Here is a 25713-nt window from a genome sequence, read left to right on the forward strand (position 1 = left end):
CTTTCGGCTTATTCATTTTAAAGGAGTTATCTCTAGTTAAAGAGGAAAAACTGATTGATAATGGTACTTTTTTCAAGCCATTTTCTTGATTGATTTCGTTGAAGGTGTCTTCTGACTTACTTGCTTAGCTTTAGTGAAAACTGGAATATCAAAGTATTTGCTCAATGTTCCGGCTACAAAATAAGCAATATTGTAATCGACTAAACTATGGATCAACCCACCAATCCCCATTAGGATAAAGACTGTATAAAAATAGCCTTCAGAATAATAAGTTTCTGGCATGTTCCCTACAAAGAAAAAGACACTAACCACTAACATTTCCGCAATCGAATGAATGATACCTATCACAAAATTGAAACTTTGGAAGCTCCAGTTGGCTAAAGTAAATTGGCCATTTTTTAAAACGATTTCTGGTTTCTTTTGCAAATACCAAGAACCAATCACTGCAAAAATCAAATGAGATAATGCACGCAGCGCAATAATTACTGGTGTGGTCAAAAAGAAGCCAAATGTTGTACCCAAAGCAACGGTAATCGCAATTCCTGGTGAAAAAAACATCGCAATAAATATGGGTACATGAGAAGCCAAAGTAAAAGAAGCAGGTGGAATCATGATTTTTGGCATAACCATTGGAATAATAACCCCCATAGCTATCAACAAGGCAGAAATAGTCAGGGATCGTACTGATTTTTTTTTCATTTTTTTCTCTCCTAATGTGTCTTGACACCTTTATGATGTCTTATTTTAACTTTAACAACAAAATGTGTCAAGACACATCAATCAGAAAAATGTTGAATGAGCCTTTTTCATGTATTCAATTATCCGACACCAGATAAAGTAAATTTTGAATGAAGCTTATACAAGAAATATGTTTTAAACTACAGTCTCTGCTAGCTACATCATCTCCTTCAATTTTTGTCTATATAGATGAAAGATAAATACAAAAAAGAAGTACGCCCTATGTACATGTCAACAACAATATTTCCTGGAACCCTATTTAGCCCCAGTATCATTCTAATTCCCTACCCTAAGGTATACACACTAAAACAACGAGATACACTGGGCTCACCCTCTTGAAGTATAGTCCATTTTAATGGTTGCTGATTTTAATACAAAAATAAACTCGTCCACCCTCACTGAAGTTTATGACAGGTTTATTTTTGGTTGTTTTACTTCAATCAAAAAAATTTTTTTCTTTTTTATAAGGATAGCTCCACCAAAACAACAGTATGAACACGATAAAAAAAATTACTTTTAGATAGGCAGGAACATCCCTGAAATAAACTCTTACTGTTTTTCCAAAATCATCATGAATAAATAATCTAATGAAATTAGATACACAAAAAAATAGTGTCAGTCCCCAAAAAACCAGTCTCTTTGTTCCTTTCATTTTCTTACACTCATCCTATAAGAAAATGAAGCTAGCAGTCTTAACAGTCCAATGAGCTGCGGTTCTATTCCACCCATGATTCACTAACCAATTTTCTGCACCTTGTTCTAAATTATCTTGCCATTCGAATAAGTAATTAGTAACATCACTTACCGTTTTTTCACCTGTTTTAGCTACTAACCATTTGGCTATCTTTTTAATGACGGCAATTTTCCAGCGAGGAGTTAGTTGTCTATCGGACTCGTATTTTTCTTTTAATATTTGTAATTGCTCCACTTGGGATAAGTGAGCACCGGATACTAATCGTTCAAATTCTGCTTTCTTTTCATTTGATAAATCGTTGTAGTATTTATCAAATTCGTTTGTGGCGGTAAAGTTCGTAGCTTTTTCTGAAGCAAATACATTGGTAACAGGGGCAATTGATCCGCCAACGGTAATCAATGTTAACCCCAAAACAATCGATTGGTTCATTTTGTTCATTAACTCACCCTTCTTTCTCCTTAGTAATCAAAATAAGTTCTAAAAATTCATCGTGTTCATTTATGATTATAGTATCGTTTTATTCTAAAAAAATTTATTTTCATAAGAAACTATTTTTCGGTCTAAACCGTTAGCCATTCTTAAATACATGAACGATTATGATCTTAAACTGAGATTACAGGAATTGGGTTACAGTAGTCATTTACTTATTTTTCAATTAGTGGTGACCAGCCAACTCATTTTTATTGGACTTAGATAAACAAAACACCTAAAAGCTAGTATGCTAGACTTTTAGGCGTTTTGCTTTCTTTATTGAATTAGATTAGAACTTAGTTTTTCTCGCTCATCTCTTCCATTGCATTACTTAATGCAGCAAATTCGGCTAATGAGAGGGTTTCTCCACGACGTTTAGGATCGATGTTAGCTTTTTCTAAACTAGTCGTTAACCAAGCTTTCGTTGCTTCATCTTTGCCATATGAAGATTGTAAGTTATTCCATAATGTTTTTCTTCGTTGCTGAAACGCTGCTTTTGTCAATCGGAAAAATGCCTTTTCATCCGTAACCGCTACAGCTGGTTGCTTTCTTCTGGTTAGTTTCAAGATAGCTGAATCGACATTCGGTTGTGGAACAAAAACAGTCTTAGGTACGATGAAAGCAACAGATGCTTCCATATAATACTGTACAGCGATTGATAATGAGCCATATGCTTTTGTACCAGGCTTAGCAGAAATACGATCAGCAACTTCTTTTTGCATCATCACAACCATTTCTTCTACTTGCAGATCTGATTCTAAGAAATGCATCATGATCGGTGTCGTAATATAATAAGGTAAATTTGCAACAACTTTGATCGGTAAAGCTTGTTCAAAATAGGTTGTTGCTGCCTGATCTAAATTAGTTTTTAAAATATCTTGATGAACAACAGTCACATTAGGATAAGGAGCTAACGTATCTTTTAACACAGGAATCAAGCGATCATCGATTTCAAAGGCAACGACTTGATTGGCATTACGTGCTAGTTGTTCCGTCAACGCTCCAATACCTGGACCAACTTCGATGACATTTGTTTGTTGATCGATTTCGCCAGTTTCCACGATTTTTCTTAAGATATTTGGCTCAGTCAAAAAATTTTGACCTAAACTTTTTTTAAATGAAAATCCATGTTTCAATAAGATTTCTTTTGTTCTAGAAGGTGTCGCAATATCACGCTGTTCACTCATGTTGTTCCTCCACTTTTTTCATTGCTTGGGCAAATTCCTCTGGTGTGATTCGAAACATTTTCAAACGCTTCTCCAGTTGTTTCCCATTGGTATAACCAATTCTTAATTCGTCCCCTAATTTTTCACGTTTTTCTTTTGCTTGTGCTCCCGCTATTAAACCATGAGAAATCAACACTTGTCTAGTAATTTCCGTTTCGTCTTCCTCAAAAGATGGGGTGATTACTTTTTTTAATGCTTCTAAGATGGCCTCGTCACTAGCATGTTCAACGCCAAGACTTCCTTGTTTTTTGGGACGTGCTTGCTGACGAGGTAAGAAAGCATGTTTTGCCTGAGGAACGACTTCCATGATCGTCTTGCGGATTTTCTCACCCGAAAAATCAGGATCAGTAAAGATGATTACACCACGTGTTTCCTGCGCATGTTCAATCTGCATGAGTATTTCATCATTGATCGCTGAACCAATCGTTTCGATCGTGTCGACGTCGACTACTTCTTGGAGTCTTCTAGTATCGTCTTTTCCCTCAACGACTACAATTTCTTGGATTTTTAATTTAGTCATTTTCAGCGATCCTAAATAGACGATGAGCATTTTTCCAAGTTTGGAGCGCCACTTCTTCTACCGGAAGATTACGTAATTCGGCAATTTTTTCAACTGTATAACGGGTATAACCTGGCTCGTTTCGTTTCCCACGATAAGGTACTGGAGCTAAGTAAGGCGCATCCGTTTCTACTAGCAATCGATCGAGTGGAACATGAGTGGCTGCTTCTTGAACATCTTGCGCTTTTTTGAAAGTCACGACCCCACTAAATGAAATGTGCATTCCTAAATCAAGAAATCGTTTGGCCCATTCAAAATCGCCACTAAAACTGTGCATGATTCCACCAATATCACGAATATCTTCTTCTTTTAAAATTTGATAAGTATCTGCTAACGCTTCTCTGGTATGGATACTGATCGGCAGATTCATTTCTTTCGCAATCGCAATTTGTCTACGAAAAACTTCAGCTTGCACTGCTTTCGGATCTTCCATCCAGTAATAATCTAAGCCGATTTCACCTAACGCTACCACTTTCGGCATCGTTAATTGCTCTTGTAATTTTTTCTCAATGTCTTTAGTATAACTTCCTGCTTCAGTAGGATGCCAACCAATAATACTATATATGTTTGAATAATCGTGACTAAGCTGTAATGATTTTTCGATCGTTGGGGTATCGAAACCTACTACCGCCATTTTTGTCACGCCCAACTCTTTGGCCCGTTCAATAGTTTCAGGAATATCATCATTAAATTGTTCCGCATTCAAATGGGTATGAGAATCAAATATCATTTTTTATCGCTCCTTTTCTTCATTACTTTAGCATATAAGTGGCTATGGCAGAAGTAGGAAAGACAAAAATCAGGTCAAATTTATTGAAATGCAAACTTCTAGTTGTAAATAAAAGAGGTTGAGGCAAAAGTGTTCATCATCAAGAAATAAGAAGGAATTTCCGAAAATTGCTTCTCAAATTTTTGGTAAATTTCGGCTTATTTCCGAAGATGCTACTTTTGTCTCACCGTGAACAAGAGGTCGTGAAAAGAGTGTTTTGACCTGAGCGTTAAGGATGGAAATCTCGAAACAGCTCCCCATGTTTTGAGATTTTTTGACTTATCGCCGAAGGTCAGCTCTTTGAACACCGTTTATCCGTTTTTAGAGAGACTAGAAGAGACTGAGACAACTTTTGTCCCAGTCCCTTTTACATGACTATTAAATTAACGCTCGTCTTGTTTTTTCTTGTAATAATACACTGGGATACCTAGTAATGTGACAACGATCCCGATCATTGCCAAAGCTGTTTGAGTAAATAAAGTCATCCCTAAAATAAAGACAGCGCCAAAGATTGCAATCAATGGAATCACGGGATACAAAGGTACTTTGTATGGTCTTGGTAAGTCTGGTTGTTTTTTTCTTAAAACAAATACACCGATAAATATCAATAAGCTAAACAGCCACATAACAAAAATTAGCATATCAGTTAAAAAGTCGAATGAACCTAAACTCATCATAATGCACGCAATCACTAATTGAAAAAGTGCTGGAACATATGGCACAGTGAATTTTTTTGATAATTTCGTTAACTGTTTACTAAAAGGTAACTCACCTTCCAAAGCCATCGCATAAGGAATACGAATGCCGGTCAACGTGTACCCATTCAGTGCCCCATAAACAGAAATCAAGATACCGATCGTCACGATCTTTCCACCGATATTTCCAAAAATAACCGCTGATGCATCAGATGCTGCATTAAGGTTACCTGCAATCTGATCAATTGGCAGAGTTTTTAAGAAAACAAAGTTGATCAATAAGTAAACCACTGTTACAAAACTTAACCCTAAAATAATTGCTTTAGGTAAATCTTTTTCGGGACGTTTCATTTCCCCCGCCATTGCACCGACACCAAGCCAGCCATCATAAGCGAATAAAGTCGCTAACAAAGCACTACTCAAGCCTTCTGCAAAAGACACATCTTTCCCTGCTTCGAATGGGAATAGTTGGATCGTTCCACTACCTGGTGTCAACAGTCCCCAAATAACGATGACAGCTAATGGAATCAATTTGATAATCAGTGTCGCAGACTGGACAGTCGTACCCACTTTTGTTCCTAGTAAATTCAAACCAGTAACAGAAATAGCAGTAATAATCGCAATTAATAGAAGATAATCCGTAGATATTTGTAATAAGTTCGTCATTTGTGTCGCAAAAATAATCGAAAGCGCCGCAATATTCGCTGGAAAATAAATCAAGCTTTGGGACCAACCCAGTAAAAAGCTCGGTAATTTTCCATAAGCGGCTTCAATATATTTGACTGCACCACCCGTTTCTGGGATCGCAGTTGCCAACTCAGCTACCGTTAGACCAGCACAGATCGTTAAAAATCCTCCTAATAGCCATGCCAATAAGGTCAAACTAGTCGATTGTGTACTTGCCGTAACAGCCGCTGTTTTAAAGAAAACTCCTGCCCCAATTACAGTTCCCATAACAGTTGCTAATGCGCCAAATAAGTTGATCTCTCGTTTTAACTTGCCTTTCATTCACATTCCCCTTTTCCCCGCAGTTTTTAATATAATTTTCAGTATAACGGAGAATATTTTGTTTTACCATCATTTTTTTCAGTAAATTTATTGAAAGATACCACCTTAGACCTATGAATCCTCCATTCTCCTCACTTATAATTAATGTAGGTTAGATAAAGGAGGACCAATTATGGAATTTAATCGTTCTTACCCAAAACTGGCATCTTTCCTAAAGGATCATTTTGCCATTTCCAGAAAATCACAACAACAATCACTTTGGCATTGGTTCACGCTGATTTTGTTCGGGACATTTATTCTTGCTACTTTCACTCAACAGTTGCTTTTGTTGTTTAGCTTGATTCTGCTAGTTGCACTGATCAAAGGTCCCGGAATGATTCTATGGGGAGCCATTTATGCTTTTTTAATCAGCCTTTTTCCTCCTCTAGGTATCATTTTATCTGCGCTTTTCTTTCTATTGAATCTCAGTACTTTCACCAAAAATTGGCGAGTCACTTTAGTTGCTGGTTTCTTTTATTTTTACCCTGCAACGATCATGTCGTTAAGAACGCTCTCACATCTCGATAATCCTTGGTTCCTTTATAGCAGTTTATTCGCTGGGTTAGTGCTACTCCATTTGATGTTGCAAAAACTTTACCAACGCTATGGGATTGGCCGAACGATTTTTTGGTACATTGTATCGATACCTTTTACTCTTTTAAGTTTCTTGTTACCAACTCGTTTAAAAGAGCGATTCAAAAAAATCCCCTCAAAAAAATAGTGTCAATTTGTATAGCGACCACCTAAAGTTAGATTTTTTGGTCTAACTTTAGGTGGTCGCTTTAATGTATCTATTTCAAGCAAAACATACTAAGATTAATATTTACGTTTGTTACATTTAGTAAACTGAAGAATGCTATTTACACAGTAAACTCATCATACTCTAAAAAATAGGAATTCTTAAATTTGTTGTGAAAGAGAAATCATCTCAATTAACCCTTGCGCAGCTTCACTGCCTTTATTCCCTGCTTTCGTCCCTGCTCGTTCAATTGCTTGTTCAATGGATTCCGTGGTTAATACCCCGAACATCACTGGAATATTGGACTCCAGGTTAATATGTGCGACTCCTTTGGCTACCTCATTGGAAACCAATTCATAATGAGTAGTTGCACCTCTGATAACTGTCCCCAACGTAATCAACCCATCGTAACTGTCCTTTTTGCTGAGCTTTTTGGTAATAAAAGGAATTTCAAAAGCTCCTGGTACCCAATAAATATCAATTTGTTCTTCTTTCACACCGTGCCTTTTTAAATTATCCAAAGCTCCTTGTAATAATTTTTGATTGATAAATTCATTAAAACGCGCGACTACAATTCCGATTCGAAGATCCTTTGGAGAATAATTTCCTTCAAAAATTGTCATTTTCTTGCTCCTTTATTTTTATACTGATAAGTAATGGTGAAACTTATCTTTTTTTGTTTTTAAATAGGCTTGGTTTTCCTTTTTCGGAACGGTTTCAATTGGTACCCTATCGACAATCGTAATTCCATCTTGTTGTAACTCTATTACTTTATCGGGATTGTTTGTAAGTAAACGAATGGACGTTACACCAATTGATTTTAAAATTTCTGCTGCAAAGTGATAATCCCGTTCATCCGGAGCAAATCCCAATTCAGTATTTGCTTCATAAGTATCCAATCCTTTTTCCTGCAATTGATACGCTTTTAACTTATTCCTCAATCCGATTCCGCGACCTTCTTGACGAAGATAAAGAATAGCTCCAGTCCCCTCTTCCTCGATCATTCTCATCGCTTCATGTAACTGTTCCCCACAATCGCAACGCTGAGACCCGAAGACATCACCAGTTAGACATTCCGAATGAACTCGGACTAATGTAGGAAACTGACTATTTTGAATATCTCCCTTTGTTAACAATAGATGCTCCCGTTTTTCTTCGTCTTCATAAATAGTCAATTTGAAATCACCATAATCTGTTGGTAAATTTACGGTTATATGACTATTTTCTTCTAAATAATTTACCAACTCATCAATCGTAATTAAGGGTAATTGCCATTCTTCAGATAAACGGGTCAGATCTTTCATTCTTGCCATCGTTCCATCTTCTTTCAGAATCTCACAAATATAAGCAGCCTCTACACTATTAGCTAATTTGGCTAAATCAATTGCAGCTTCGGTGTGTCCTCGACGTATAAGCGTTCCACCATCTACACTAATCAAAGGAAAAATATGTCCTGGTCTAAGAAAATCACTTGTTTTCGAATGAGGATCAGCCAATGCTTTAATGGAAGTAGCTCGATCAAATACTGAAATACCAGTCTTCGTATGTTTATGATCCACACTAATCGTAAAAGCTGTACCAAACGCATCAGTATTATGAGTTGTCATTTCTCCTAAAGATAAGCGTTGCGCAATGTCATTAGAAATCGGCACACAGATTAATCCTCGACCAAATTTGGTCATGAAATTTACTGCCTCAGGTGTCACATATTCGGCTAAACCAACCAGATCTCCTTCTGATTCTCTATCTTCATCATCAGCTACAATGATTAATCCGCCCTTTTTCAAGGTCTTTATTGCTTCAGTAATATTCCTCATAATAAGTCCTTCTCCTTGTACATCTCAAATTTATTTCTCTGTGCCTTTACATATTTCCCAACGATATCCGTTTCTATATTCACAAGATGTCCTACACCTAAATTCCCCAGATTTGTTAAGGATTTAGAATGTGGAATCAGGCTAACAGAAAAGCTTGCTGTTGTTGTTTCCGTAACCGTTAAACTTACTCCATTAATTGCAATTGATCCTTGCGGAATGATTTCACCTGCATATTTGGTTGGATAAGCAAACGTCAAAATTAATGCGTTTTGATTCTCTATTTTCTTAATCAATTTTGTAACAGTATCAATATGTCCCGAAATAAAATGCCCTTCAAAGCGTTGTGTCATCAAAACTGCTCGTTCTAGATTTACCCTCTCTCCAACTTTTACGGTGGAGAAAGTAGTCCGTTTAAAAGTTTCAGGCATTATTTCAGCTTTAAAAAATGTGCTTGAAACCTCAATAGCAGTTAAACACACGCCATTGACTGCCATGCTATCTCCAATTTTGTAGTCACTTAGTATACTGTTTGAAGCTTGGAAAGTGAGTTGGATCATTTGTTGGTTTCGTCTAATTTCTTTGACTTTTCCTTGCTCGGCGATTAATCCTGTGAACATTGCTTTCGTTTCCCCCTAACTCGAATGTCTTTTCCAAGCTGTTCAACTTCTAAAAATTCTAATTGTTGCTCTTTAGAAACTAAACGATCACTATGAAAGGACATCGGACCTTTTCCACCAAAAAGTTTGGGCGCAATATAACTGATGACTTCATCCCAGAGATTTTCTGCTAAAAAAGCATCATGAATTTTCGCTCCCCCTTCTATATACAGCGACTGAACACCTCTTTTTTTCATGGTCTCAATAAAGAAGGTAAAAGAAAACTTAGGCGTATAAAAAATAGTTACATGGGGAAACAGTTCCTTTAGCTTAGGGTTTTCCGTAAATATCCAGACTGGATTTGTTGTCATTTGAAAAAGATTAAGTCTAGGATTTTTAAGAATCCGCCCTCTACGATCCAAAACAATGCGCACTGGCGGAAAGTTAGTTACGACATCAGGCAACAAAAGAGGGTTATCAACTAGAACGGTTTCGCTTCCCACTACGATTCCTTGATATTCTCCTCGCTCTTTCCGTACTCTTGAGATTGCCTCTGTACCTGTTATTGAGTACCGAGAACCTTCTTTTAAAGAAATCTTTCCATCTAGTGTAATAGCTTGTTTTAATGTGATATAGGGACGATCTCTTTCAAAAAAATGGTTATAAAAAGGGTTCAGTGCTCTACATTTCTCTTCTTCCACACCTACAATTACTTTGATTCCATGCTTTTGTAGAAATTCTTTCCCTTTTCCTGCTACTAAAGGATTTGGGTCAAGCTGACCTATGACTACCGTTGAGATACCAGACTGAATAACGGCTTGCGTACAAGGCGGCTGTTTCCCTTGGTGGTTACAAGGTTCTAAGGTAACATATAGAGTTGAATTAAACAGTTCTTCGGGGGAATCACAATTTTGAATAGCATTTACTTCAGCGTGGGACTCGCCATATTGTAAATGGGCACCTAGTGAGAGTAGCTTTCCTTCTTTTACAATCGCTGCTCCAACTAATGGATTGGTAAAGGTATTTCCCTTTCCTTTTCTTGCCTCTTCAATCGCAGCCATCATGAAAGACTGGTGCATATAAATTCCCCCTTTCAACAAAAAAAGCCCTGCGAAATTATTCACAGGGCATAACTAAATAAACCTAAATATAATCGATTTTAATACAAATAAAACCGATCTTCAGTCGATTTTTCTTCTCCCATCCAGACTTTAACTGTCGGTGCCAGATTCTCACTGGCTCAACCACAAAAATGTGGGTCACGGACTTCGAGTAAACTCGTCACCGTCGGTCGGGAATTACACCCTGCCCCGAAGAAATATTCAATTCGTTTAGAGTATATTCTTAAAACTTAATTGTGTCAACCTAAAAAATAGAGAGAAAATGGCGTATGGACGTCCTCGTTTATTTAATGCTAATCATATGATTAGAACAAGTATTACATATTTATAAAATAGTCTCCTAAAAATTGATTCATTTTACATAAATATCAGCTTTGTTATTTTCCGTCTTTTGAAATCGTTTACAAAAACTTGGTTATCTCGATTGTATGAAGTCACAATCTGTGACATCATGATAATGGTCATATTCCACAATTTCTGACTAATTGTACCTCTTTTTATGTTTAAATATAATTAAAAAGGAAAAAGAAATATAGGAGGTTTTTATGGAATTTGGAAAACTGTTAAAACAAGAAAGGAAGAAAATGAATTTGACCCAAGCGGATTTGGCTGAACAGTTAAATGTAAGTCGTTCAGCGATTTCAAATTGGGAAATTGGTAGAAATTATCCCGATATTCAAACAATTATTGATATATCTAATGTTTTAGGTGTATCTCTTGATTATCTTTTGAATGAAGATCAAAAAATAATGGAAGCCGTGGATAATGATTTAACAAAGAAAAAAAAGATAAAAAAGATCTCTGTTATTTTGGCTGGATTACTATTAGTGGCTATTGGGACTATCATTTTTCTTTTATATCCAAAAAAACCTACGATAATTTTTGTTAAGGATGTTCTTCCAAAAAATTCTGAAATTTCCACCTTAAAGAAACATGAAATAAAGGAAGTTTTTCTTGAAGACCATCAATTAAAAATTATTTTACATATCACAGGAAATGAAGCTGGGTATTATGTAGAAAGTGGTGCTGACGAAATGACAGTTAGCCTCTATAAAACAAAAAATAAATCTTTGAAATCAAATAAACTTATCCCATACGATGGAGTGTTTACTATCGATTTAATCGAATACCCTCGCTTAAAAAATATTTATATCGCTTATTCTCCTAATTAATTTATTATTAATTTCGTCAGTTTAAAATCAAGTTAATAAGTCCTAATTTTGATAAATACTGTCAATAGTCATTCAAAAATGTCGGTGTGTCCAAAACGACATTTTTGAATGACTATCGACAAGAAAAATAACGCTCATTGATTCCATTATTTACCTAAAGAAGAAAAATGTACAACTTATATCCAGTTTACTAATCATGGCTGAATCCATTGATAATCCACTTCTAGATAAATCCACTAGAGATTTAACCATTCAAATATTGGCCATGATTGCGGAAAAATAATGCATCGAATCTAAACGACGCTAGACGCAGAGAATTAAAATTGCCAAGGCGAATAGACTTTACAAAGGACGATCAAAACTTTGTAGTGCAGACACAAAAGACTCCCATTATCTCCTTGTTTATAAAAGCATCGTTGAGGATTTCTATAAAAGTGTTTCGATTGCTAAAGAATGCAATGTAACCAGACAAACTACTTATAGGAAAAAAAGATTTCACTAATTAGCAAGTTATAATTATACTTTTTTCATAATCATAGGCGATTTTTATCACAGATAGTTAATCTTTCTCCTCTAGATATTCAAAATGATAACCTAAACTATACAAATCATTTAATTTAGGCGTTATTTTTTTTATTGTATCTTCAATACCCTTAATCTCTATATTTGGATTATTAAACGATTTTACTTTTTTGTAAATCACATAATTTCTTAGTAAGTCGTTTTCTTCGAAAAAATCCATTCTCCTTCCTGAAATACCTATCAACCCATTAAATCTAAAATACAATAAAAAGTGATTTGGATTAATGGAATACAATTCCTCAATTTTATCCCATAATTCTGGTGTCCATTTATCAAACATTTGCCATAAATTTAATTTCGCTAAATATGTTAATAAATAATATAATTTTTCCTTTTGTTCCGGATATTCTTCTGAAAACACATCAATACCAAGGTTCATTTCACTTAGTAAAGCGAATGATAGTATAGAATTTATTTCTATAAATTTTAGTTTTTGAGACAAATCCACCTCATATTTTGCTAATTTTTCTGACCAGTTTTCATATATTCTTTTTTCGATATTAGAGTCCTGTTTCAATGATTCTTTTCTTATTTTCTCTTTTTCGAATGAAATTATCAGTTTCGATAAATCACTATAAACATTCTTCAAACTATTCTGTATTGCAGCATCCAATAGACTATTCTGAATTTTGACTTCTAGTTGATCATATTTTTTTAAAATATAGTTATACAAATCCCCATTATAGTCACCTTTTCTCAAAATATTTTTATTAATATTTTCAAAATCATTTAATATATTTGTTATTTCCCTCTCTGTCATATTGCTTACAGATTCAGAGATAAAGTATATCTCTCTGCTTTTTGAAAATGATACTGGATAGTCATTATTATCGCTTAATAGTTCATTAATAATTTGTTCGAGATCATCTTTTTTAGATGAAAGATATCCATTTTTTAATAGTATAGAGTACTTTGGATAATGAAATAAATATATATATATGATGACTAGCTGTTGACCACACTGTACATGATTTTTTTTTCCGTGTAAAAAGAATTCTTGATTTACATAATCATTGAATTGTACTCTATCACGTAGATTCCTATTTTCTATAATAAATAGATTTAACAACTCTGCTGGTAAATCGACATCAAATGTTTTTTCTAATTTATTAAAATAATTATTCCATATATCTCGAGAATGTAATACATAAGGTAAATCTATTCTTTTATCAATTATTTTTTGTAAATAATTATCTCCACTAATAGGTATTTTGTTAATGTCCCCCACAAAAATTATTGGTAATCGATTATGCAATATATTAAATAATTTATATGCTTCATTTTGCTTATCTACAGACACACGATCAAAATCATCTACAATCAATACTTTATTTTGAGCTGTTTATTAATTCTATTACAATTTAGAATTGTGTAGAAAAACTGATCTGATTTAATTTTAAAAAACTGGCCGATTGCTATCAATAAAGCAATAAATCCAGCACATTTTATAAGAATACTTGGAAATATTCCTTCTAATCCTAAATTGATAACTGGAGTTGACAAAATTGAAATTGCTACACAAATAATAAAGAATATTTTAAAGAATATATACCATTTAGGAAATAATTGATTAACTCCTATATGAATTACTGTTCTCTCATCTTTCAACTCCCACAATTTTAAAAATATAAAATTTTTTTCTTCTGCTTGATTGCTTACCCTATTTAAAAATTCAGTTTTTCCAGATCCCCAAGTTCCATTTAAAAAAAATGTCTTTTTTTCTTTAATTAATTTTGAAAACATTTTTACTGCTTCTGTAGTATCAATTCTTTCTAACTCTATTTGCTTTATGACAATCCCCTCCTAAGAAATAAATTTCCCAAGTGTATCTTTTTTAATATATTTCAGTTCATTAGAATTATATATAGTAAAAATAGTTTGCGATTCACATAGCTGCCAAATAAGAATTTAGCACAATTTGGTACTAATACTAACTAGCGATTTATTTCCTATTGCTCAACTTAGTTATGGTACTATACGTTCTAAAGTTACATTATTTATCAGCTTAATCTCTTCGTTTCTCAATTTTAATCATGCTTTTCATTAGGTGCTCAATTTCGTTGACTGTATCTGTAAATGAAATGGATTTCGCAAACGTGTTAACTGAACGATATTTTTCCCACTGTTCTTCCAAGTAGTCGTTTCCTCTGATCTTTTCCATTTCTCTTTCATAATAAAAAGACAAAGATTCGGTATCTCCACGTTTTGTGAATGTATTTCGAACACTTTTATATAACTCTTTCGTATCAATATTTTCTAATTTTGGTATGGTAAATAAGTCATAGTAATCTTTTACTCTCGAATTATCTGTACCAAAGCTGAACGTAGCACTTAGCTTTTCTGCAATAATTTGTTCTGTTGGATAAGCTGGAATCTCCACTTTTTTATCTTTAAACATTAATTGGTGACAGTGTGTATCTACTTCAGGATAAATAGAATCTCCTGTTGTCACGTCCATTTTAAACGGCACACGCACTTTCTCTAAATTAGCCACCAATTTAATTTGAAATCCAGGATAAAAATCGGCTTCTCTTGTTTCCTTCATTCCTTGAATAGAGAAAACAATACCTTCTTTCGTGGGCTTCCTAATCAAATCATTAAAAATATTATTCAATTTTTCTTCAGTTAATTTGCTATTTCTAAATGTCGTGTCGATATCAATTGTTGTCCTTCTATCGATTCCATATTTTGATCCTAATAAAAAGCCACCTTTCAAAATGAAGTCATTTTTGTACTTTGATTCAGAAATTTGTTCAATTAAACGATCCATCATAAAATGCCGTTGTACTAACTGTGCATTTAGCCCTGTACTCTTTGCTAAATTTCTGGTTTTTGATGCAAATTGTGTCGGTGTCATCTTTTCCCTCCATTAATATAAGCTTTGCATGTGGTATTTCATTTCTTTTTCTACATGTAGTTTTGTCATATAATCTCTTAATTTGCTCGGATCTCTAAATGGATCTTCCATGTACTCTTTTAATGCTGCTAATTTCATTTCGTATTCAATTTCATATCTCGGATTCCAAATATCACAAAGTGTACGCTCTTTATCATACATAGTAATAGGATTCCCTTGGAAGGAAGTTCCCTCTACTTTTCCTAGCTCATAAACTTCTTTCTTCACGAAATGAAATTGTAACTGCTGCTCTTTTGTAATTGAACGATCAACATTGTATCCATGGGGAAAAGTTAAATGAATGAATTTCGGCATATTCGTAGAAAGCTGGTAAATATCTAAAGTCGTTTCATGAGAAAAGATTCCCCTGGAAAATCGTTGCTGAAGCCAAAATAAATCATCTATTCCATGACCATCCTCTACATAATAACCACGATCAACTTTGATCAATTTTCCTTTATTCACCAATCTTTGTACAGTAGTTGCTGCGATTCCAAATTTTCTGGCTTCCTTCATAGATAAATTTCCATCGCGAATAGCCAACAATTCTTTCAATTTATCTTGCATTTACTTACCTCTTCTTTCGTTACAAATACACTACTTAAATTATATCATGGTAGTTTAATTGTAACAAGATGAACTTTGATGTCGATGAAATTCGCCAATATCTTTTTTATGATGTAAAAGGGTAAAAAAGACACCCTGAGATCCTTTAGAATTAATTTGACGAACCAATTCATAGGAGGACTCAAAATGGCTTATACTCAGCTTATCGAAGGACTTTAAATATTCTAAACCTAACTATCTATTTCGAGGAAAATGATTTAACCAAAAAAATATAATGGCAAATTTAATTGATTGCCAAAGATACTCTTCAATACACGCCCGAAGAATATCCGCATTGTCATTTGTCGTCCCCTCTAGGATCATTTGTTAGAAGGACAATTATTGCGACGATTTATGATTCGTCACGATAAAACCAACCAAATAAAAAAGACAGAAAGAAGTATTTCTTCTTTCTGTCCAAATTATTCTAAGATTATTCTTTACCAGCATCATTTGACTACATTACTTTTTATGATGATTGGCTCACCATTCACGCTTACTGATTATTGACCTAAATCATATGGATGTTCATCTTACCCAATTTCTGAACCATTTGGCATTGATTTTGGCGCTTCGACTACTTGTAACGTGCCATCTGGTGCTTCTGCAGAAAGAATCATCCCTTGACTGATTTGTCCACGCATCTTACGTGGTTTCAAATTCGCTACGATCACTAGTTTTTTGCCGATCAATTCACTTGGATCAGGATAAAATTCAGCGATACCTGATAAAATTTGACGGTCTTGGTTATCTCCCGCATCTAAACGGAATTGCAATAGCTTATCTGCTCCTTCAACTTTTTGACAGTTGATGACTTCAGCTACTTTTAATTCCACTTTTTCAAATACATCAAATTTGATTTGTTTGTCTTTAGTTGAAACAAGCTCAGTTTCTTCGGGGTCCCATTTCACTGATTCTTCATTCGTTTGTGTTCCTTCAGACATTTTCGCTTGGATATAGCTGATTTCTTCTTCCATGTCCAACCGTGGGAAAATTGGCGTACCTTTAGCAACTACTTTTGTTCCAGAAGGAAATTCGCCAAAGTGCAAGCCTTGAAGATTCATCGTTTCTGGGTCTAGTCCTAATTGATTAAAGATTTTAATTGGCGTTTCTGTCATGATCGGTTGCAATAAGATCGCAGTGATCCGTAATGATTCTGCTAGATGGATCATTACACTCGCTAATTCTTTTTTCTTGTCCTCGTCTTTGACTAAAACCCATGGCTCTGTTTCATCGATATATTTATTTGCACGAGAAATCAAGACCCAAATTTCAGCTAATGCCGTATTGAACTCCATTTTTTCCATCGCATCATGATATCGTCCGACGACATTTGCAGCTGTTGTTGATAATTCACTATCAAAAGGCGTCACTAAAGAAGCATAGTCAGGAACGATTCCATCACAATATTTATTGATCATTGCAACGGTACGATTCAATAGGTTTCCAAGATCGTTCGCCAAGTCATAGTTGACCCGAGAAACAAAATCTTCTGGTGTAAATACGCCATCTGAACCAAATGGAACAGCACGAAGTAAATAGTAACGTAACGCATCGAGACCATAACGTTCCACTAGCATCTCTGGATAAACCACGTTTCCTTTTGACTTAGACATTTTTCCGTCTTTCATCAACAACCAACCGTGACCAAAGACTTTTTTCGGTAACGGTAAATCTAATGCCATCAACATGATCGGCCAATAGATCGTATGGAAACGGACAATTTCTTTTCCAACCATATGGACATCTGCCGGCCAATATTTTTGGAATAAGCTATCATCATCAGAGCCGTAACCTAATGCAGTAATATAGTTGGATAACGCATCGATCCAAACATAAACGACATGTTTAGGGTCGTCTTTCACAGGGATTCCCCAACTAAAAGTCGTTCTGGAAACAGCAAGATCTTCTAACCCTGGTTTGATAAAGTTATTGATCATTTCTTTCTTACGAGATTCTGGTTGGATAAATTCAGGATGTTCTTGGTAATATTCTAAAAGACGATCGGCATATTTGCTCATACGGAAGAAATAAGATTCTTCTTTGACTAATTCGACTTCATGCCCACTTGGAGCTTTCCCACCGATTACATTTCCTTCTTCGTCTTTATAAACTTCTGCTAATTGTGTTTCAGTGAAAAATTCTTCATCCGAAACAGAATACCAGCCTTCATATTCGCCAAGATAAATATCGCCTTGTTCAACTAGACGATCAAAGATTTTTTGAACAGCCGCTTTATGATAATCATCCGTTGTTCGAATGAATTTGTCATAACTGATATCCAGCGTTTTCCAAAGTTTTTTCACATCCGCAGCCATCTTATCGACATAGGCTTGTGGTTCAACACCTAATTCTGCTGCTTTTTTTTCTATTTTTTGACCGTGTTCATCCACCCCAGTTAGATAAAACACATCAAAGCCCATCAATCGCTTATAACGTGCAACTGCATCACAGGCAATCGTTGTATACGAATTACCAATATGCAGTTTGCCACTTGGATAATAGATTGGCGTCGTAATATAAAAAGTTTCCTTTTCTGCCATGGGGCTCTTCCTCCTTTATCGCATGATGCGAATTCATTTCCTTGCTAGTATACCATAAATCAAAAAGACTGCGACGATTTTTTCGCTACCCTCTAACAAATGCCTTTCCTCTTTATTATTTTCCTAGTAAAACATGCTATAATAATTAATAGTGTGTGAGAAGAAACCTAGGAATCAGTAAGTTTCATTTTTAGTAAGCAGCATGTTTACATGTAGGTTAGCTCTCACAATGTCACGGAATCTTGTAGCAGTTCTGTTGTTTTATTTTGATGAAACATGGTTTCGACTTAGTAGCTGCTTATAGGAAGAATACATCGTTCTCCCTTCTAAATAAACCTTTTTATAACAACCCAAAAGCAAGTGGATCTGAACTCGGTTGTTTATGTTTACGACTAATAGACATTCCATTGTCCAAGAAAGGCTGAAATTTTATGCAAAAAAAACATCTTTATTTTACAATCAGTATTGCACTGCTTTCAGTGTTACACTGGCTGTTCAGCTATTTTTATATACGATTATATGGTTATTTTAACCTCCAAGGAAGCTTGAATCAGTTTCTTTTATTTACCCAAGTTTTTCGTTTTGTTCTCAATTTTTATATCATTTTTTGTGGGTATGTAACGCTTCGTGAAGAAAATAGAAAACTGTTACTGATCTATTTACTTTTCTTCTTGTTCAATTTACTCCTACCGTTTTTATTCCCTATCTAAGTATAGAAGTCTTTCTCCAAGGAAAACTTTGGTTTTTTTTTGGAGTCTGCTAAAATAAGATAAAAGTATATTTAAACAAGAACGTCATCAGGAGGTTAAAAGATGAAACAATTTGCTTCTAAAGAAGAGGAAAAGTTATATTATGAACATGAAGCAAGTGAAGCTGATTTTCTTGACTGGTATCAAAAGCAAGAACGCCCAGAATATGACAAACCTTCTTTGACTGTTGATATCGTGTTGATGTGTTACAACAAGGAAGAAGACCAGTTAAAAATTTTACTGATCCAAAGAAAAGGGCATCCCTACCGAAATTCATGGGCTTTACCAGGTGGTTTTGTCCAAAAGAATGAATCCACTGGTGAAAGTGTCTTACGTGAAACCAAAGAGGAAACGGGTGTCGTGATTTCTCAGGAAAATATTGAGCAGCTACACACCTTCAGCACACCGAACCGAGACCCTCGAGGCTGGGTCGTGACTGTCAGTTACTTGGCTTTTATTGGTGAAGAACCGTTGATTGCTGGTGACGATGCAGAAGAAGTCCGATGGTTTACCTTGACACGCCAAGGAAACAAAATCCATCTAACGAGTGATGAAGTTGCTATTTCTTTAGATTTACTGACAAGTGAATCTTCTGGCAAAGATACTTTAGCATTTGACCATAGTGAGATCATTACGAAAGCATTTAATCGAGTGACAAATAAAATGGAACATGAACCACAAGTCTTACAAGTATTAGGTAAAGATTTTACGATCACAGAAGCCCGAAAAGTATTTGCCAAATTTTTAGGGATCGATTTTAAAATGATTGATCATTCAAATTTCAAAAAAGCGATGCTGCAATACTTTGATGAAATTGGTGAACGACCAGTAGGAATCGGGCGTCCATCCAAGATTTATCAGTTGAAGCCTGGAAACTATGAATAAGATGAAGATTTCAGAAAGCTGAAATACCAAAGATTTTTATTGGATTTTTCTGCAATCATTAATACCTGAGCAATCACCCATTAATGACCATCTGATGGATAAATACTTCTCATAAATAAGCCGAAGAATTACACAAAAGCAATGCTTTTGGTATTCTTCGGCTTATTTTAGAGGTTAGCCAGAAAGGTCATTACCTCCTTGTTTGGTTTATCATAATTAGTGAGCTTTTCTTGAGAAGAAAATTCCTAGAAACAAAAACAGCAAGTGTTTTTTATCAACAAGGCGATCCCTAGCGCTCCTACCAGTTCATTTATTCAAAAATCACTTGTTTCCCGATTTTTTCTAGTTCTAGACTTTTTTTAATCACTAAAGGATCGGTTTGCTCATTCATATTGATCAAAATCAACGTTTTATTATACCAGTTTGCTTTATACCTCAACTTAGTCACTAATTTATACCAATCTTGAAGTGAGAAGTCTGACAAGAAAGTTTCATTAGGGACAGCTTCTACAAACAAATAGTCATAATAACGAATCAATTTGCCAGATAACTGTTCCAAATAATTTTCTTTTTGAAATTTTTGTTTTAAATAAAGATCCATTACTTTACGCTTTTGTTTTTGATAGTTCTTCGATCGTTCCAAACGAGCTTTTCGTTTCTGAGCTGCCCGTCCCTTAATCCCTAATTTCCTTTTAGCTAACTTCATTTCTTTTTCGGTTTTTTTCAACAATGGTAATGGTACATCAACTGGAGAGGATGTCTCGATTAGTTTTTGCGGATCATAAGCCACACCGATCCAACGACGAGACTCTGTTATTTCTTTCGCTGAAACCTCACAGAGTAAAGAAACATAAAAAGCTTCATTATAACGTGAGGAGATCGTCGCTGAACGAATCTCTCCTTCGATTGGTCGATGGAGGTTTACCTGAATGAGTTCTTTCTGTTTTGGCAGTTTTAGATACTTATCTTTCAAATAAATTGTGCCTTTTTGATTATTTGTTGTATAAGACTGCCACATACTTTTTTTATTTTTCAATTTTGGAAAACTGGCACGTTTTTTAAAATAATTACGAAACGCACGATCTAGATTTAGTTGTGCATTCGCAAGCGCTAAGCTGTCTGCTTTTTTTAAAAAATCATATTGCTTTTTTAAAGAAGCAGGAGTCAGTGTATAATCGATGACACCTGTTTTAGCGTAGCTTTCCTGACGGGCTTTTAGTAAGTGGTTATACGTAAAACGAACACAGCCAAAATTTTGAACAAACCATTGCTTTTGTGAAGGCGTGGGATAAATTCGGAATTTAAAGGCTTTTAGCATCAGCACTTACCTCCTAAGACGTCACAAGTAAGCTCGCTTCTTTTTGCCGTTTCAATTTTTTTGCGTAATAAGCCACTTCTTGCTCTGTCGCATAGACAAAATGCTCTGGGGCAATTTCTCTTAATGTCCGTTTTTGCCCATCTTCTGGTTCTGGTTGATACTTGATTCTTTTCCGCTGTCTTTCATGATCGGGATCTGGTAGTGGAATTGCAGATAATAAACTTTCCGTATAAGGATGAACGCCATGATGGTAAATCTCATCACTAGTTCCCATTTCCAATAAACGACCGTTGTGCATGACACCGATCCGATCACTGATATGTTTGACCATGGATAAATCATGAGCAATGAATAAGTACGTTAGTTGTTGTTGTTTTTGCAGATCCTGTAATAAATTGACCACTTGCGCTTGAATCGATACGTCTAAAGCCGAAATCGGCTCATCACAAATAATAAAACGAGGGTTAACTGCTAAGGCACGTGCAATACCGATCCGTTGTCGTTGTCCACCTGAAAATTCATGAGGGTAACGTGTACCATGGCTTGGATTCAATCCTACCGTTCGAAGAAGCTCATCCACTTTTTCTGAACGTTCGTCAGGAGACTTGACCAATCCATTGACATCGATCCCTTCTGCAATGATGTCACGAACTTTCATTCGGGGATTCAATGATGCATAAGGGTCTTGAAAGATCATCTGAACCTCCCGGCGAAACTTAGCCATTTCTTGTTTTCCTTTTAGCTTTGTGACATCTTTTCCGTCAAAGAAAATTTCGCCATCGGTCGGTTCATTTAAGCGAATGACTGTCCGCCCAGTGGTTGATTTACCACTACCTGATTCACCAACTAAGCCAAAGGTTTCCCCTTCATAAATATGAAAGCTAATATCATTGACTGCGTGAACTTCATTTTTCTTTCCAATATTGAAATATTGTTTTAGACCATTAACCTCTAGCAGTTTTTTTGGCATTCGTCATCCCTCCATTCGCTTTTTGCTTTTCTTCAAAAATCGCCCAACGACGTTTGATTTCTTCAGGTGGCTCTACTTTTGGTGCTTGAGGTGCTAAAAGCCAAGTTGCTGCTTGATGTGTTTTTGATAATTCAAAAAATGGTGGTTCTTCTTCTGCATCAATCTGCAAGGCATATTCATTCCGTGGATAAAAGGCATCGCCTTTAGGTGGGTTCAATAAATCAGGTGGTGAACCCGGGATCGCATAAAGTCGTTCATTCGCACTATCTAAGGTCGGCATCGAACCTAACAAGCCCCAAGTGTAAGGATGTTGCGGATGATAAAAAATTTCTTCCGAGGTACCGACTTCAATGATCTTTCCGCCATACATCACCGCTACCCGATCCGCTACATTTGCTACTACACCTAAGTCATGTGTGATAAAGATAATCGAGGTATCGATTTTCGTTTGGATTTCTTTTAGCAGTTCTAAAATCTGGGCTTGAATCGTAACATCTAATGCAGTTGTTGGTTCATCAGCGATCAAGATCTCCGGGTAACAGATCAACGCAATCGCAATGACGATCCGTTGCCGTTGTCCTCCTGAAAATTGGTGAGGATAACTGTTGATCCGTTTTTCAGCCTCAGGAATCCCGACTAAGTTTAGTAATTCCAATGCTGCTTTTTGTCCTTCTTTTTTCGAAACTTTATTGTGTTTTCGCAAGGATTCAGCCACTTGTTTCCCAATCGTCATCGTAGGATCGAGAGAAGTCATTGGATCTTGGAAAATCATTGCGATTTCTTTCCCACGAATTTTTTGCATGGCTTTTTCTGATTGATCGACAATATTTTTTCCTTTGAATAAAATCTCGCCCGAATCGATCGTAGCATTACTTGATAACAATCTCATGATACTTCTGGTAGTGACTGATTTCCCACTACCAGATTCTCCAACAATTGCTAGAGTCTCGCCTTTGTTTAAATGAAAATTGACACCGCGGATCGCTCGGACTTTCCCAGCGTACGTATCAAATGAGATTTGCAAATTTTTAACTTCAAGAACTTTTGTCATATTCCTCACTCTTTCATTTTAGGGTCAAAGGCATCACGTAATCCGTCCGCTAGTAAATTGAAGCCGATCATGATAACAGACAACGTTGCCGCAGGGATCCATAATAGATATGGCAGGTACAAGAAAGTTTTATAGCCATCACTCAGCATTGTTCCCAATGAAGCAGATGGTGGCGTCAGCCCCAAACCAATGAAACTTAAAAAGGCTTCAAAGAAAATTGCCGATGGAATACTAAACATCATTTGAATAATGATTACACTGGAAATGTTCGGTAAAATGTGTTTGAAGGCAATTTTCAATTTCGATTCACCTAATGTCATACCAGCTAACACATATTCTTGATCTTTCAGTTTCAGGGTTTGCGCTCGAACGATACGAGCCATCGGAATCCAGTTCGTGATCGCCATTGCTGCCACGATGGAAAAAATACCTGGTTCAAAAACAACCAACATTAAAATCATGACTACCAGATTAGGAATCCCAGATAAGATCTCTAAGAAACGTTGCATTCCGTTGTCGATTCGTCCGCCTAGCAGACCAGAAATCAGCCCATAAGCAACACCGATCGTCACATCTAATAATGCAGCAATAAAAGCGATCAGTAAGGAAATTCGTGTTCCCATGAATAGCCGACTTAATACATCACGTCCTAGACCATCAGTTCCTAAAAAGAAATTCACATTTGCTGGAACATTTGCTTGGGCATATTTATCGACTAACTCACCACCAACCATCGCTTTTCCATTCAATCCATCGATATTTAACCCTGGAATACGTGGGGGTAGATTGATGTAATCAATATTTTGTGCCGTTGGGTTGTGTGGCGAAACAAAGATCGTAACGATCGAGATCAAAATGATCACTGATAGTAAAATCATCGAAACGACTGCGGCTTTGTTTTTCTTTAAACGTCGCCAAGAATCTTGAATGAAATTTAGCGATGGAGCTGCAATTTGTTCTCGTTCTTCTTCAGTGTTTTTTTGTAGCGGAAGAAATTTATCTGCAGGAATATCTGCTATTGTTTCATAACGTTTTGGTATCAGTTCCATCTAGCTTCGACTCCCTTCTGAAACACGGATTCTTGGATCAACTAAACCATACAGCAGGTCAACGACTAAAATCACAAAGATCAACATAAATGAGTAAAGGATCGTTACTGCCATGATCGTTGGATAATCATTCGTCGTGATCGATTTAACGAATTGCTCACCAATACCGGGGATGGCAAAAATGTTTTCGACTACTAACGAACCAGTCATCAAAGCAACTGCTAACGGTCCTAACAATGTCATTAACGGGATCAAACTATTACGAAGACCATGTTTAAAGGCGATCTCCCAACGGCTTAATCCTTTGGCTCTCGCTAATTCCACATAATCGCTGTGTAATACTTCGACCATTTCTGTTCGGATAAAACGAGCTGAATCGGCTAAAGGTGACATAGCTAATGCAATGGTTGGAAGGATCGTATAAATGAAGCCGTCCCACTTAGCAATCGGCAGTACATGCAAGCGGATCGCAAAAATATATTGTAATAAGACTGCAAAAACAAAGTTAGGGATCGAGCGACCCAAAATAGCAACCAACGTGGAAGAAGTGTCTGCCCAAGTGTTTTGCTTCATTGCTGAAATCGTTCCTAAGATCGTACCGATCACTGTTCCAAAAATAATCGCTTGTAGTCCTAGTTGTAATGAAGGACCTACTCTACCAGCTAATAAATGAGCGACAGGCTGATTTTTAAATTGGAAAGAGATACCGAAATCTCCTTGAAGTAAATTTGACAAGTAAATACCATATTGGACGATCACAGGTTTATCCAGTCCAACTTGTTGATTCAACATAGCGATCGTTTCAGGACTCAAGCGCTCTTGGTTGGTATAAGGTGTTCCTGGTAATAATTGCATTAAGAAGAACGTGATTGTGGCAATCAACCAAAGCGTAATGGCCATAAAGAAGACACGTTTTAATACATATTTTAGATAACTATTCACTAATGTTTCCCCCTAGCTTTTGACTTCTGACAAATGTTTCGCTACATTATTAATGAATGAACCAAAGATAAAGGAGCAAACTGATGAAAAAGAAGTCTCTTCCCTACCTGATTGCTGGTGTCTTGATTCTCCTGATTATTGTAAAAAATAGTTTGAATCATCAACTAACACTCACTCAATTATCAAATGATTTATTTTTATGTGCGATGCCGTTTTTGATTATCGGCGGATTTTTATGGGTTTTTTCCTCGGGTTTCTTTGATCATTTTCAACGATCGATCTATTTAGCCCGAACAAGAAACCGCAAGAAAAAACCAGAATTTTCTTCACTCTCGTCTGCCAGCTATGGTATGTATACCTTTTGGCTGATCATTGCCGGAATCTTGCTTGCTCTTTCTATCGTGCTGGTGATTTTTTCGTTTCTATGATACGTAACCTTTAAAAAGTGGAGAGAGATTAAGACAACTGCCTTAATCTC

Annotated in this window: 25 protein-coding genes, 1 pseudogene and 1 riboswitch; of the genes and pseudogenes, 6 read left to right on the forward strand and 20 right to left on the reverse strand. The window is 35.8% G+C overall.

The window, feature by feature from the left end:
• Nucleotides 1-72: 72 nt before the first annotated feature.
• The 6 genes from IGL30_RS10240 to IGL30_RS10265 form a co-directional block, all read right to left on the reverse strand.
• Nucleotides 73-699 carry a hypothetical protein gene (locus IGL30_RS10240; protein WP_088745476.1) on the reverse strand — a complete coding sequence of 209 codons (627 nt, stop codon included), beginning with the start codon at nt 697-699 and terminating at the stop codon, nt 73-75.
• A 706-nt stretch (nt 700-1405) separates the two neighbouring features.
• Nucleotides 1406-1870 (reverse strand): hypothetical protein, encoded by a 465-nt coding sequence (locus IGL30_RS10245; RefSeq protein WP_088745478.1) that lies wholly within the window; start codon nt 1868-1870, stop codon nt 1406-1408.
• 329 nt (nt 1871-2199) lie between these two features.
• Nucleotides 2200-3090 carry a 16S rRNA (adenine(1518)-N(6)/adenine(1519)-N(6))-dimethyltransferase RsmA gene (rsmA, locus tag IGL30_RS10250; RefSeq protein ID WP_088745479.1) on the reverse strand — a complete coding sequence of 297 codons (891 nt, stop codon included), beginning with the start codon at nt 3088-3090 and terminating at the stop codon, nt 2200-2202.
• The gene (gene rnmV / locus IGL30_RS10255; protein ID WP_010720769.1) at nt 3083-3649 is read right to left on the reverse strand and encodes a ribonuclease M5; all 567 of its coding nucleotides are present in this window, start codon (nt 3647-3649) and stop codon (nt 3083-3085) included. Before rnmV ends, rsmA begins: the two co-directional genes overlap by 8 nt.
• On the reverse strand, nt 3642-4418 hold the full coding sequence (locus IGL30_RS10260; protein WP_088745486.1) for a TatD family hydrolase: 777 nt from the start codon (nt 4416-4418) through the stop codon (nt 3642-3644). Before IGL30_RS10260 ends, rnmV begins: the two co-directional genes overlap by 8 nt.
• Before the next feature lie 422 nt (nt 4419-4840).
• Nucleotides 4841-6160 carry an APC family permease gene (locus IGL30_RS10265; protein WP_010720771.1) on the reverse strand — a complete coding sequence of 440 codons (1320 nt, stop codon included), beginning with the start codon at nt 6158-6160 and terminating at the stop codon, nt 4841-4843.
• A gap of 172 nt (nt 6161-6332) precedes the next feature.
• On the opposite strand from IGL30_RS10265, the gene IGL30_RS10270 reads away from it, so the two are divergent.
• Entirely contained in the window at nt 6333-6920 is a 588-nt protein-coding gene (locus IGL30_RS10270; RefSeq protein ID WP_088745481.1) for a hypothetical protein, read from the forward strand.
• 179 nt (nt 6921-7099) lie between these two features.
• Here IGL30_RS10270 and ribH read toward each other — a convergent pair whose 3' ends face one another.
• The 4 genes from ribH to ribD are packed head-to-tail and all read right to left on the reverse strand — an operon-like array spanning nt 7100 to nt 10430.
• Nucleotides 7100-7561: a 6,7-dimethyl-8-ribityllumazine synthase gene (ribH, locus tag IGL30_RS10275; RefSeq protein ID WP_010720773.1), complete on the reverse strand. Its 462-nt coding sequence runs from the start codon at nt 7559-7561 to the stop codon at nt 7100-7102.
• A gap of 18 nt (nt 7562-7579) precedes the next feature.
• Nucleotides 7580-8755 (reverse strand): GTP cyclohydrolase II, encoded by a 1176-nt coding sequence (ribA, locus tag IGL30_RS10280; RefSeq protein ID WP_123875009.1) that lies wholly within the window; start codon nt 8753-8755, stop codon nt 7580-7582.
• A complete protein-coding gene (gene ribE, locus IGL30_RS10285; RefSeq protein ID WP_088745482.1) occupies nt 8752-9372 on the reverse strand; it encodes a riboflavin synthase in 621 nt (206 codons plus the stop codon). The genes ribA and ribE overlap by 4 nt, the downstream gene beginning before the upstream one ends.
• Nucleotides 9357-10430: a bifunctional diaminohydroxyphosphoribosylaminopyrimidine deaminase/5-amino-6-(5-phosphoribosylamino)uracil reductase RibD gene (gene ribD, locus IGL30_RS10290; RefSeq protein ID WP_088745483.1), complete on the reverse strand. Its 1074-nt coding sequence runs from the start codon at nt 10428-10430 to the stop codon at nt 9357-9359. The genes ribE and ribD overlap by 16 nt, the downstream gene beginning before the upstream one ends.
• A gap of 109 nt (nt 10431-10539) precedes the next feature.
• Nucleotides 10540-10673: riboswitch (FMN riboswitch) on the reverse strand.
• 344 nt (nt 10674-11017) lie between these two features.
• Here ribD and IGL30_RS10295 point away from each other — a divergent pair.
• Entirely contained in the window at nt 11018-11644 is a 627-nt protein-coding gene (locus IGL30_RS10295) for a helix-turn-helix domain-containing protein (RefSeq protein WP_010720777.1), read from the forward strand.
• Nucleotides 11645-11777: 133 nt separating this feature from the next.
• Nucleotides 11778-12146, forward strand: a pseudogene (locus tag IGL30_RS10300) (recombinase family protein); the annotation flags it as partial.
• A gap of 57 nt (nt 12147-12203) precedes the next feature.
• Here IGL30_RS10300 and IGL30_RS10305 read toward each other — a convergent pair.
• The 5 genes from IGL30_RS10305 to metG all read right to left on the reverse strand — a co-directional run bounded on the left by IGL30_RS10305 (nt 12204) and on the right by metG (nt 18271).
• Nucleotides 12204-13550, reverse strand: coding sequence for a hypothetical protein (locus IGL30_RS10305; protein WP_123906398.1), 1347 nt, complete (start codon nt 13548-13550; stop codon nt 12204-12206).
• Complete coding sequence (locus IGL30_RS10310) at nt 13547-13969, reverse strand: P-loop NTPase fold protein (protein ID WP_123875007.1); 423 nt, start codon at nt 13967-13969, stop codon at nt 13547-13549. The genes IGL30_RS10305 and IGL30_RS10310 overlap by 4 nt, the downstream gene beginning before the upstream one ends.
• Before the next feature lie 262 nt (nt 13970-14231).
• Nucleotides 14232-15083, reverse strand: coding sequence for a nucleotidyl transferase AbiEii/AbiGii toxin family protein (locus IGL30_RS10315; protein WP_088745633.1), 852 nt, complete (start codon nt 15081-15083; stop codon nt 14232-14234).
• Nucleotides 15084-15095: 12 nt separating this feature from the next.
• The gene (locus tag IGL30_RS10320) at nt 15096-15689 is read right to left on the reverse strand and encodes a type IV toxin-antitoxin system AbiEi family antitoxin domain-containing protein (RefSeq protein WP_430618233.1); all 594 of its coding nucleotides are present in this window, start codon (nt 15687-15689) and stop codon (nt 15096-15098) included.
• 572 nt (nt 15690-16261) lie between these two features.
• A complete protein-coding gene (gene metG / locus IGL30_RS10325) occupies nt 16262-18271 on the reverse strand; it encodes a methionine--tRNA ligase (RefSeq protein ID WP_010720780.1) in 2010 nt (669 codons plus the stop codon).
• A gap of 431 nt (nt 18272-18702) precedes the next feature.
• On the opposite strand from metG, the gene IGL30_RS10330 reads away from it, so the two are divergent.
• The gene (locus IGL30_RS10330; RefSeq protein WP_010720781.1) at nt 18703-18981 is read left to right on the forward strand and encodes a hypothetical protein; all 279 of its coding nucleotides are present in this window, start codon (nt 18703-18705) and stop codon (nt 18979-18981) included.
• Between the two features lie 102 nt (nt 18982-19083).
• The gene (locus tag IGL30_RS10335; RefSeq protein WP_010737158.1) at nt 19084-19905 is read left to right on the forward strand and encodes an NUDIX domain-containing protein; all 822 of its coding nucleotides are present in this window, start codon (nt 19084-19086) and stop codon (nt 19903-19905) included.
• A 310-nt stretch (nt 19906-20215) separates the two neighbouring features.
• Here IGL30_RS10335 and IGL30_RS10340 read toward each other — a convergent pair whose 3' ends face one another.
• From IGL30_RS10340 to opp3b, 5 genes are read right to left on the reverse strand one after another with little or no spacing between them, the layout of a single operon-like run.
• A complete protein-coding gene (locus tag IGL30_RS10340) occupies nt 20216-21223 on the reverse strand; it encodes an RNA-guided endonuclease TnpB family protein (RefSeq protein ID WP_123875006.1) in 1008 nt (335 codons plus the stop codon).
• A 13-nt stretch (nt 21224-21236) separates the two neighbouring features.
• Entirely contained in the window at nt 21237-22193 is a 957-nt protein-coding gene (locus tag IGL30_RS10345; protein WP_088745632.1) for an ABC transporter ATP-binding protein, read from the reverse strand.
• Nucleotides 22168-23244, reverse strand: coding sequence for an ABC transporter ATP-binding protein (locus IGL30_RS10350; protein WP_010720785.1), 1077 nt, complete (start codon nt 23242-23244; stop codon nt 22168-22170). The genes IGL30_RS10345 and IGL30_RS10350 overlap by 26 nt, the downstream gene beginning before the upstream one ends.
• A 5-nt stretch (nt 23245-23249) precedes the next feature.
• Complete coding sequence (locus tag IGL30_RS10355) at nt 23250-24293, reverse strand: ABC transporter permease (RefSeq protein WP_010737155.1); 1044 nt, start codon at nt 24291-24293, stop codon at nt 23250-23252.
• Nucleotides 24294-25235, reverse strand: coding sequence for an oligopeptide ABC transporter permease (opp3b, locus tag IGL30_RS10360; RefSeq protein WP_010720787.1), 942 nt, complete (start codon nt 25233-25235; stop codon nt 24294-24296). It abuts the gene before it with no gap.
• A gap of 83 nt (nt 25236-25318) precedes the next feature.
• On the opposite strand from opp3b, the gene IGL30_RS10365 reads away from it, so the two are divergent.
• Complete coding sequence (locus IGL30_RS10365) at nt 25319-25663, forward strand: DUF3899 domain-containing protein (protein WP_010720788.1); 345 nt, start codon at nt 25319-25321, stop codon at nt 25661-25663.
• Nucleotides 25664-25713: the final 50 nt, after the last annotated feature.

Source organism: Enterococcus sp. DIV1089c (assembly GCF_050530965.1).
Classification (GTDB): Bacteria; Bacillota; Bacilli; order Lactobacillales; family Enterococcaceae; genus Enterococcus_B; species Enterococcus_B hirae.

Coding starts and splice junctions, on each gene's coding strand:
- IGL30_RS10265 (WP_010720771.1), bottom strand. CDS start 6,160: ATGAAAGGCAAGTTAAAACGAGAGATCAACTTATTTGGCGCATTAGCA.
- ribH (WP_010720773.1), bottom strand. CDS start 7,561: ATGACAATTTTTGAAGGAAATTATTCTCCAAAGGATCTTCGAATCGGA.
- IGL30_RS10295 (WP_010720777.1), top strand. CDS start 11,018: ATGGAATTTGGAAAACTGTTAAAACAAGAAAGGAAGAAAATGAATTTG.
- IGL30_RS10245 (WP_088745478.1), bottom strand. CDS start 1,870: ATGAACAAAATGAACCAATCGATTGTTTTGGGGTTAACATTGATTACC.
- IGL30_RS10270 (WP_088745481.1), top strand. CDS start 6,333: ATGGAATTTAATCGTTCTTACCCAAAACTGGCATCTTTCCTAAAGGAT.
- IGL30_RS10350 (WP_010720785.1), bottom strand. CDS start 23,244: ATGACAAAAGTTCTTGAAGTTAAAAATTTGCAAATCTCATTTGATACG.
- IGL30_RS10365 (WP_010720788.1), top strand. CDS start 25,319: ATGAAAAAGAAGTCTCTTCCCTACCTGATTGCTGGTGTCTTGATTCTC.
- IGL30_RS10310 (WP_123875007.1), bottom strand. CDS start 13,969: ATGTTTTCAAAATTAATTAAAGAAAAAAAGACATTTTTTTTAAATGGA.
- IGL30_RS10355 (WP_010737155.1), bottom strand. CDS start 24,293: ATGGAACTGATACCAAAACGTTATGAAACAATAGCAGATATTCCTGCA.
- IGL30_RS10330 (WP_010720781.1), top strand. CDS start 18,703: ATGCAAAAAAAACATCTTTATTTTACAATCAGTATTGCACTGCTTTCA.
- rsmA (WP_088745479.1), bottom strand. CDS start 3,090: ATGAGTGAACAGCGTGATATTGCGACACCTTCTAGAACAAAAGAAATC.
- IGL30_RS10320 (WP_430618233.1), bottom strand. CDS start 15,689: ATGCAAGATAAATTGAAAGAATTGTTGGCTATTCGCGATGGAAATTTA.
- ribA (WP_123875009.1), bottom strand. CDS start 8,755: ATGAGGAATATTACTGAAGCAATAAAGACCTTGAAAAAGGGCGGATTA.
- ribD (WP_088745483.1), bottom strand. CDS start 10,430: ATGCACCAGTCTTTCATGATGGCTGCGATTGAAGAGGCAAGAAAAGGA.
- IGL30_RS10340 (WP_123875006.1), bottom strand. CDS start 21,223: ATGCTAAAAGCCTTTAAATTCCGAATTTATCCCACGCCTTCACAAAAG.
- IGL30_RS10345 (WP_088745632.1), bottom strand. CDS start 22,193: ATGCCAAAAAAACTGCTAGAGGTTAATGGTCTAAAACAATATTTCAAT.
- IGL30_RS10240 (WP_088745476.1), bottom strand. CDS start 699: ATGAAAAAAAAATCAGTACGATCCCTGACTATTTCTGCCTTGTTGATA.
- ribE (WP_088745482.1), bottom strand. CDS start 9,372: ATGTTCACAGGATTAATCGCCGAGCAAGGAAAAGTCAAAGAAATTAGA.
- IGL30_RS10315 (WP_088745633.1), bottom strand. CDS start 15,083: ATGACACCGACACAATTTGCATCAAAAACCAGAAATTTAGCAAAGAGT.
- IGL30_RS10260 (WP_088745486.1), bottom strand. CDS start 4,418: ATGATATTTGATTCTCATACCCATTTGAATGCGGAACAATTTAATGAT.
- IGL30_RS10335 (WP_010737158.1), top strand. CDS start 19,084: ATGAAACAATTTGCTTCTAAAGAAGAGGAAAAGTTATATTATGAACAT.
- metG (WP_010720780.1), bottom strand. CDS start 18,271: ATGGCAGAAAAGGAAACTTTTTATATTACGACGCCAATCTATTATCCA.
- rnmV (WP_010720769.1), bottom strand. CDS start 3,649: ATGACTAAATTAAAAATCCAAGAAATTGTAGTCGTTGAGGGAAAAGAC.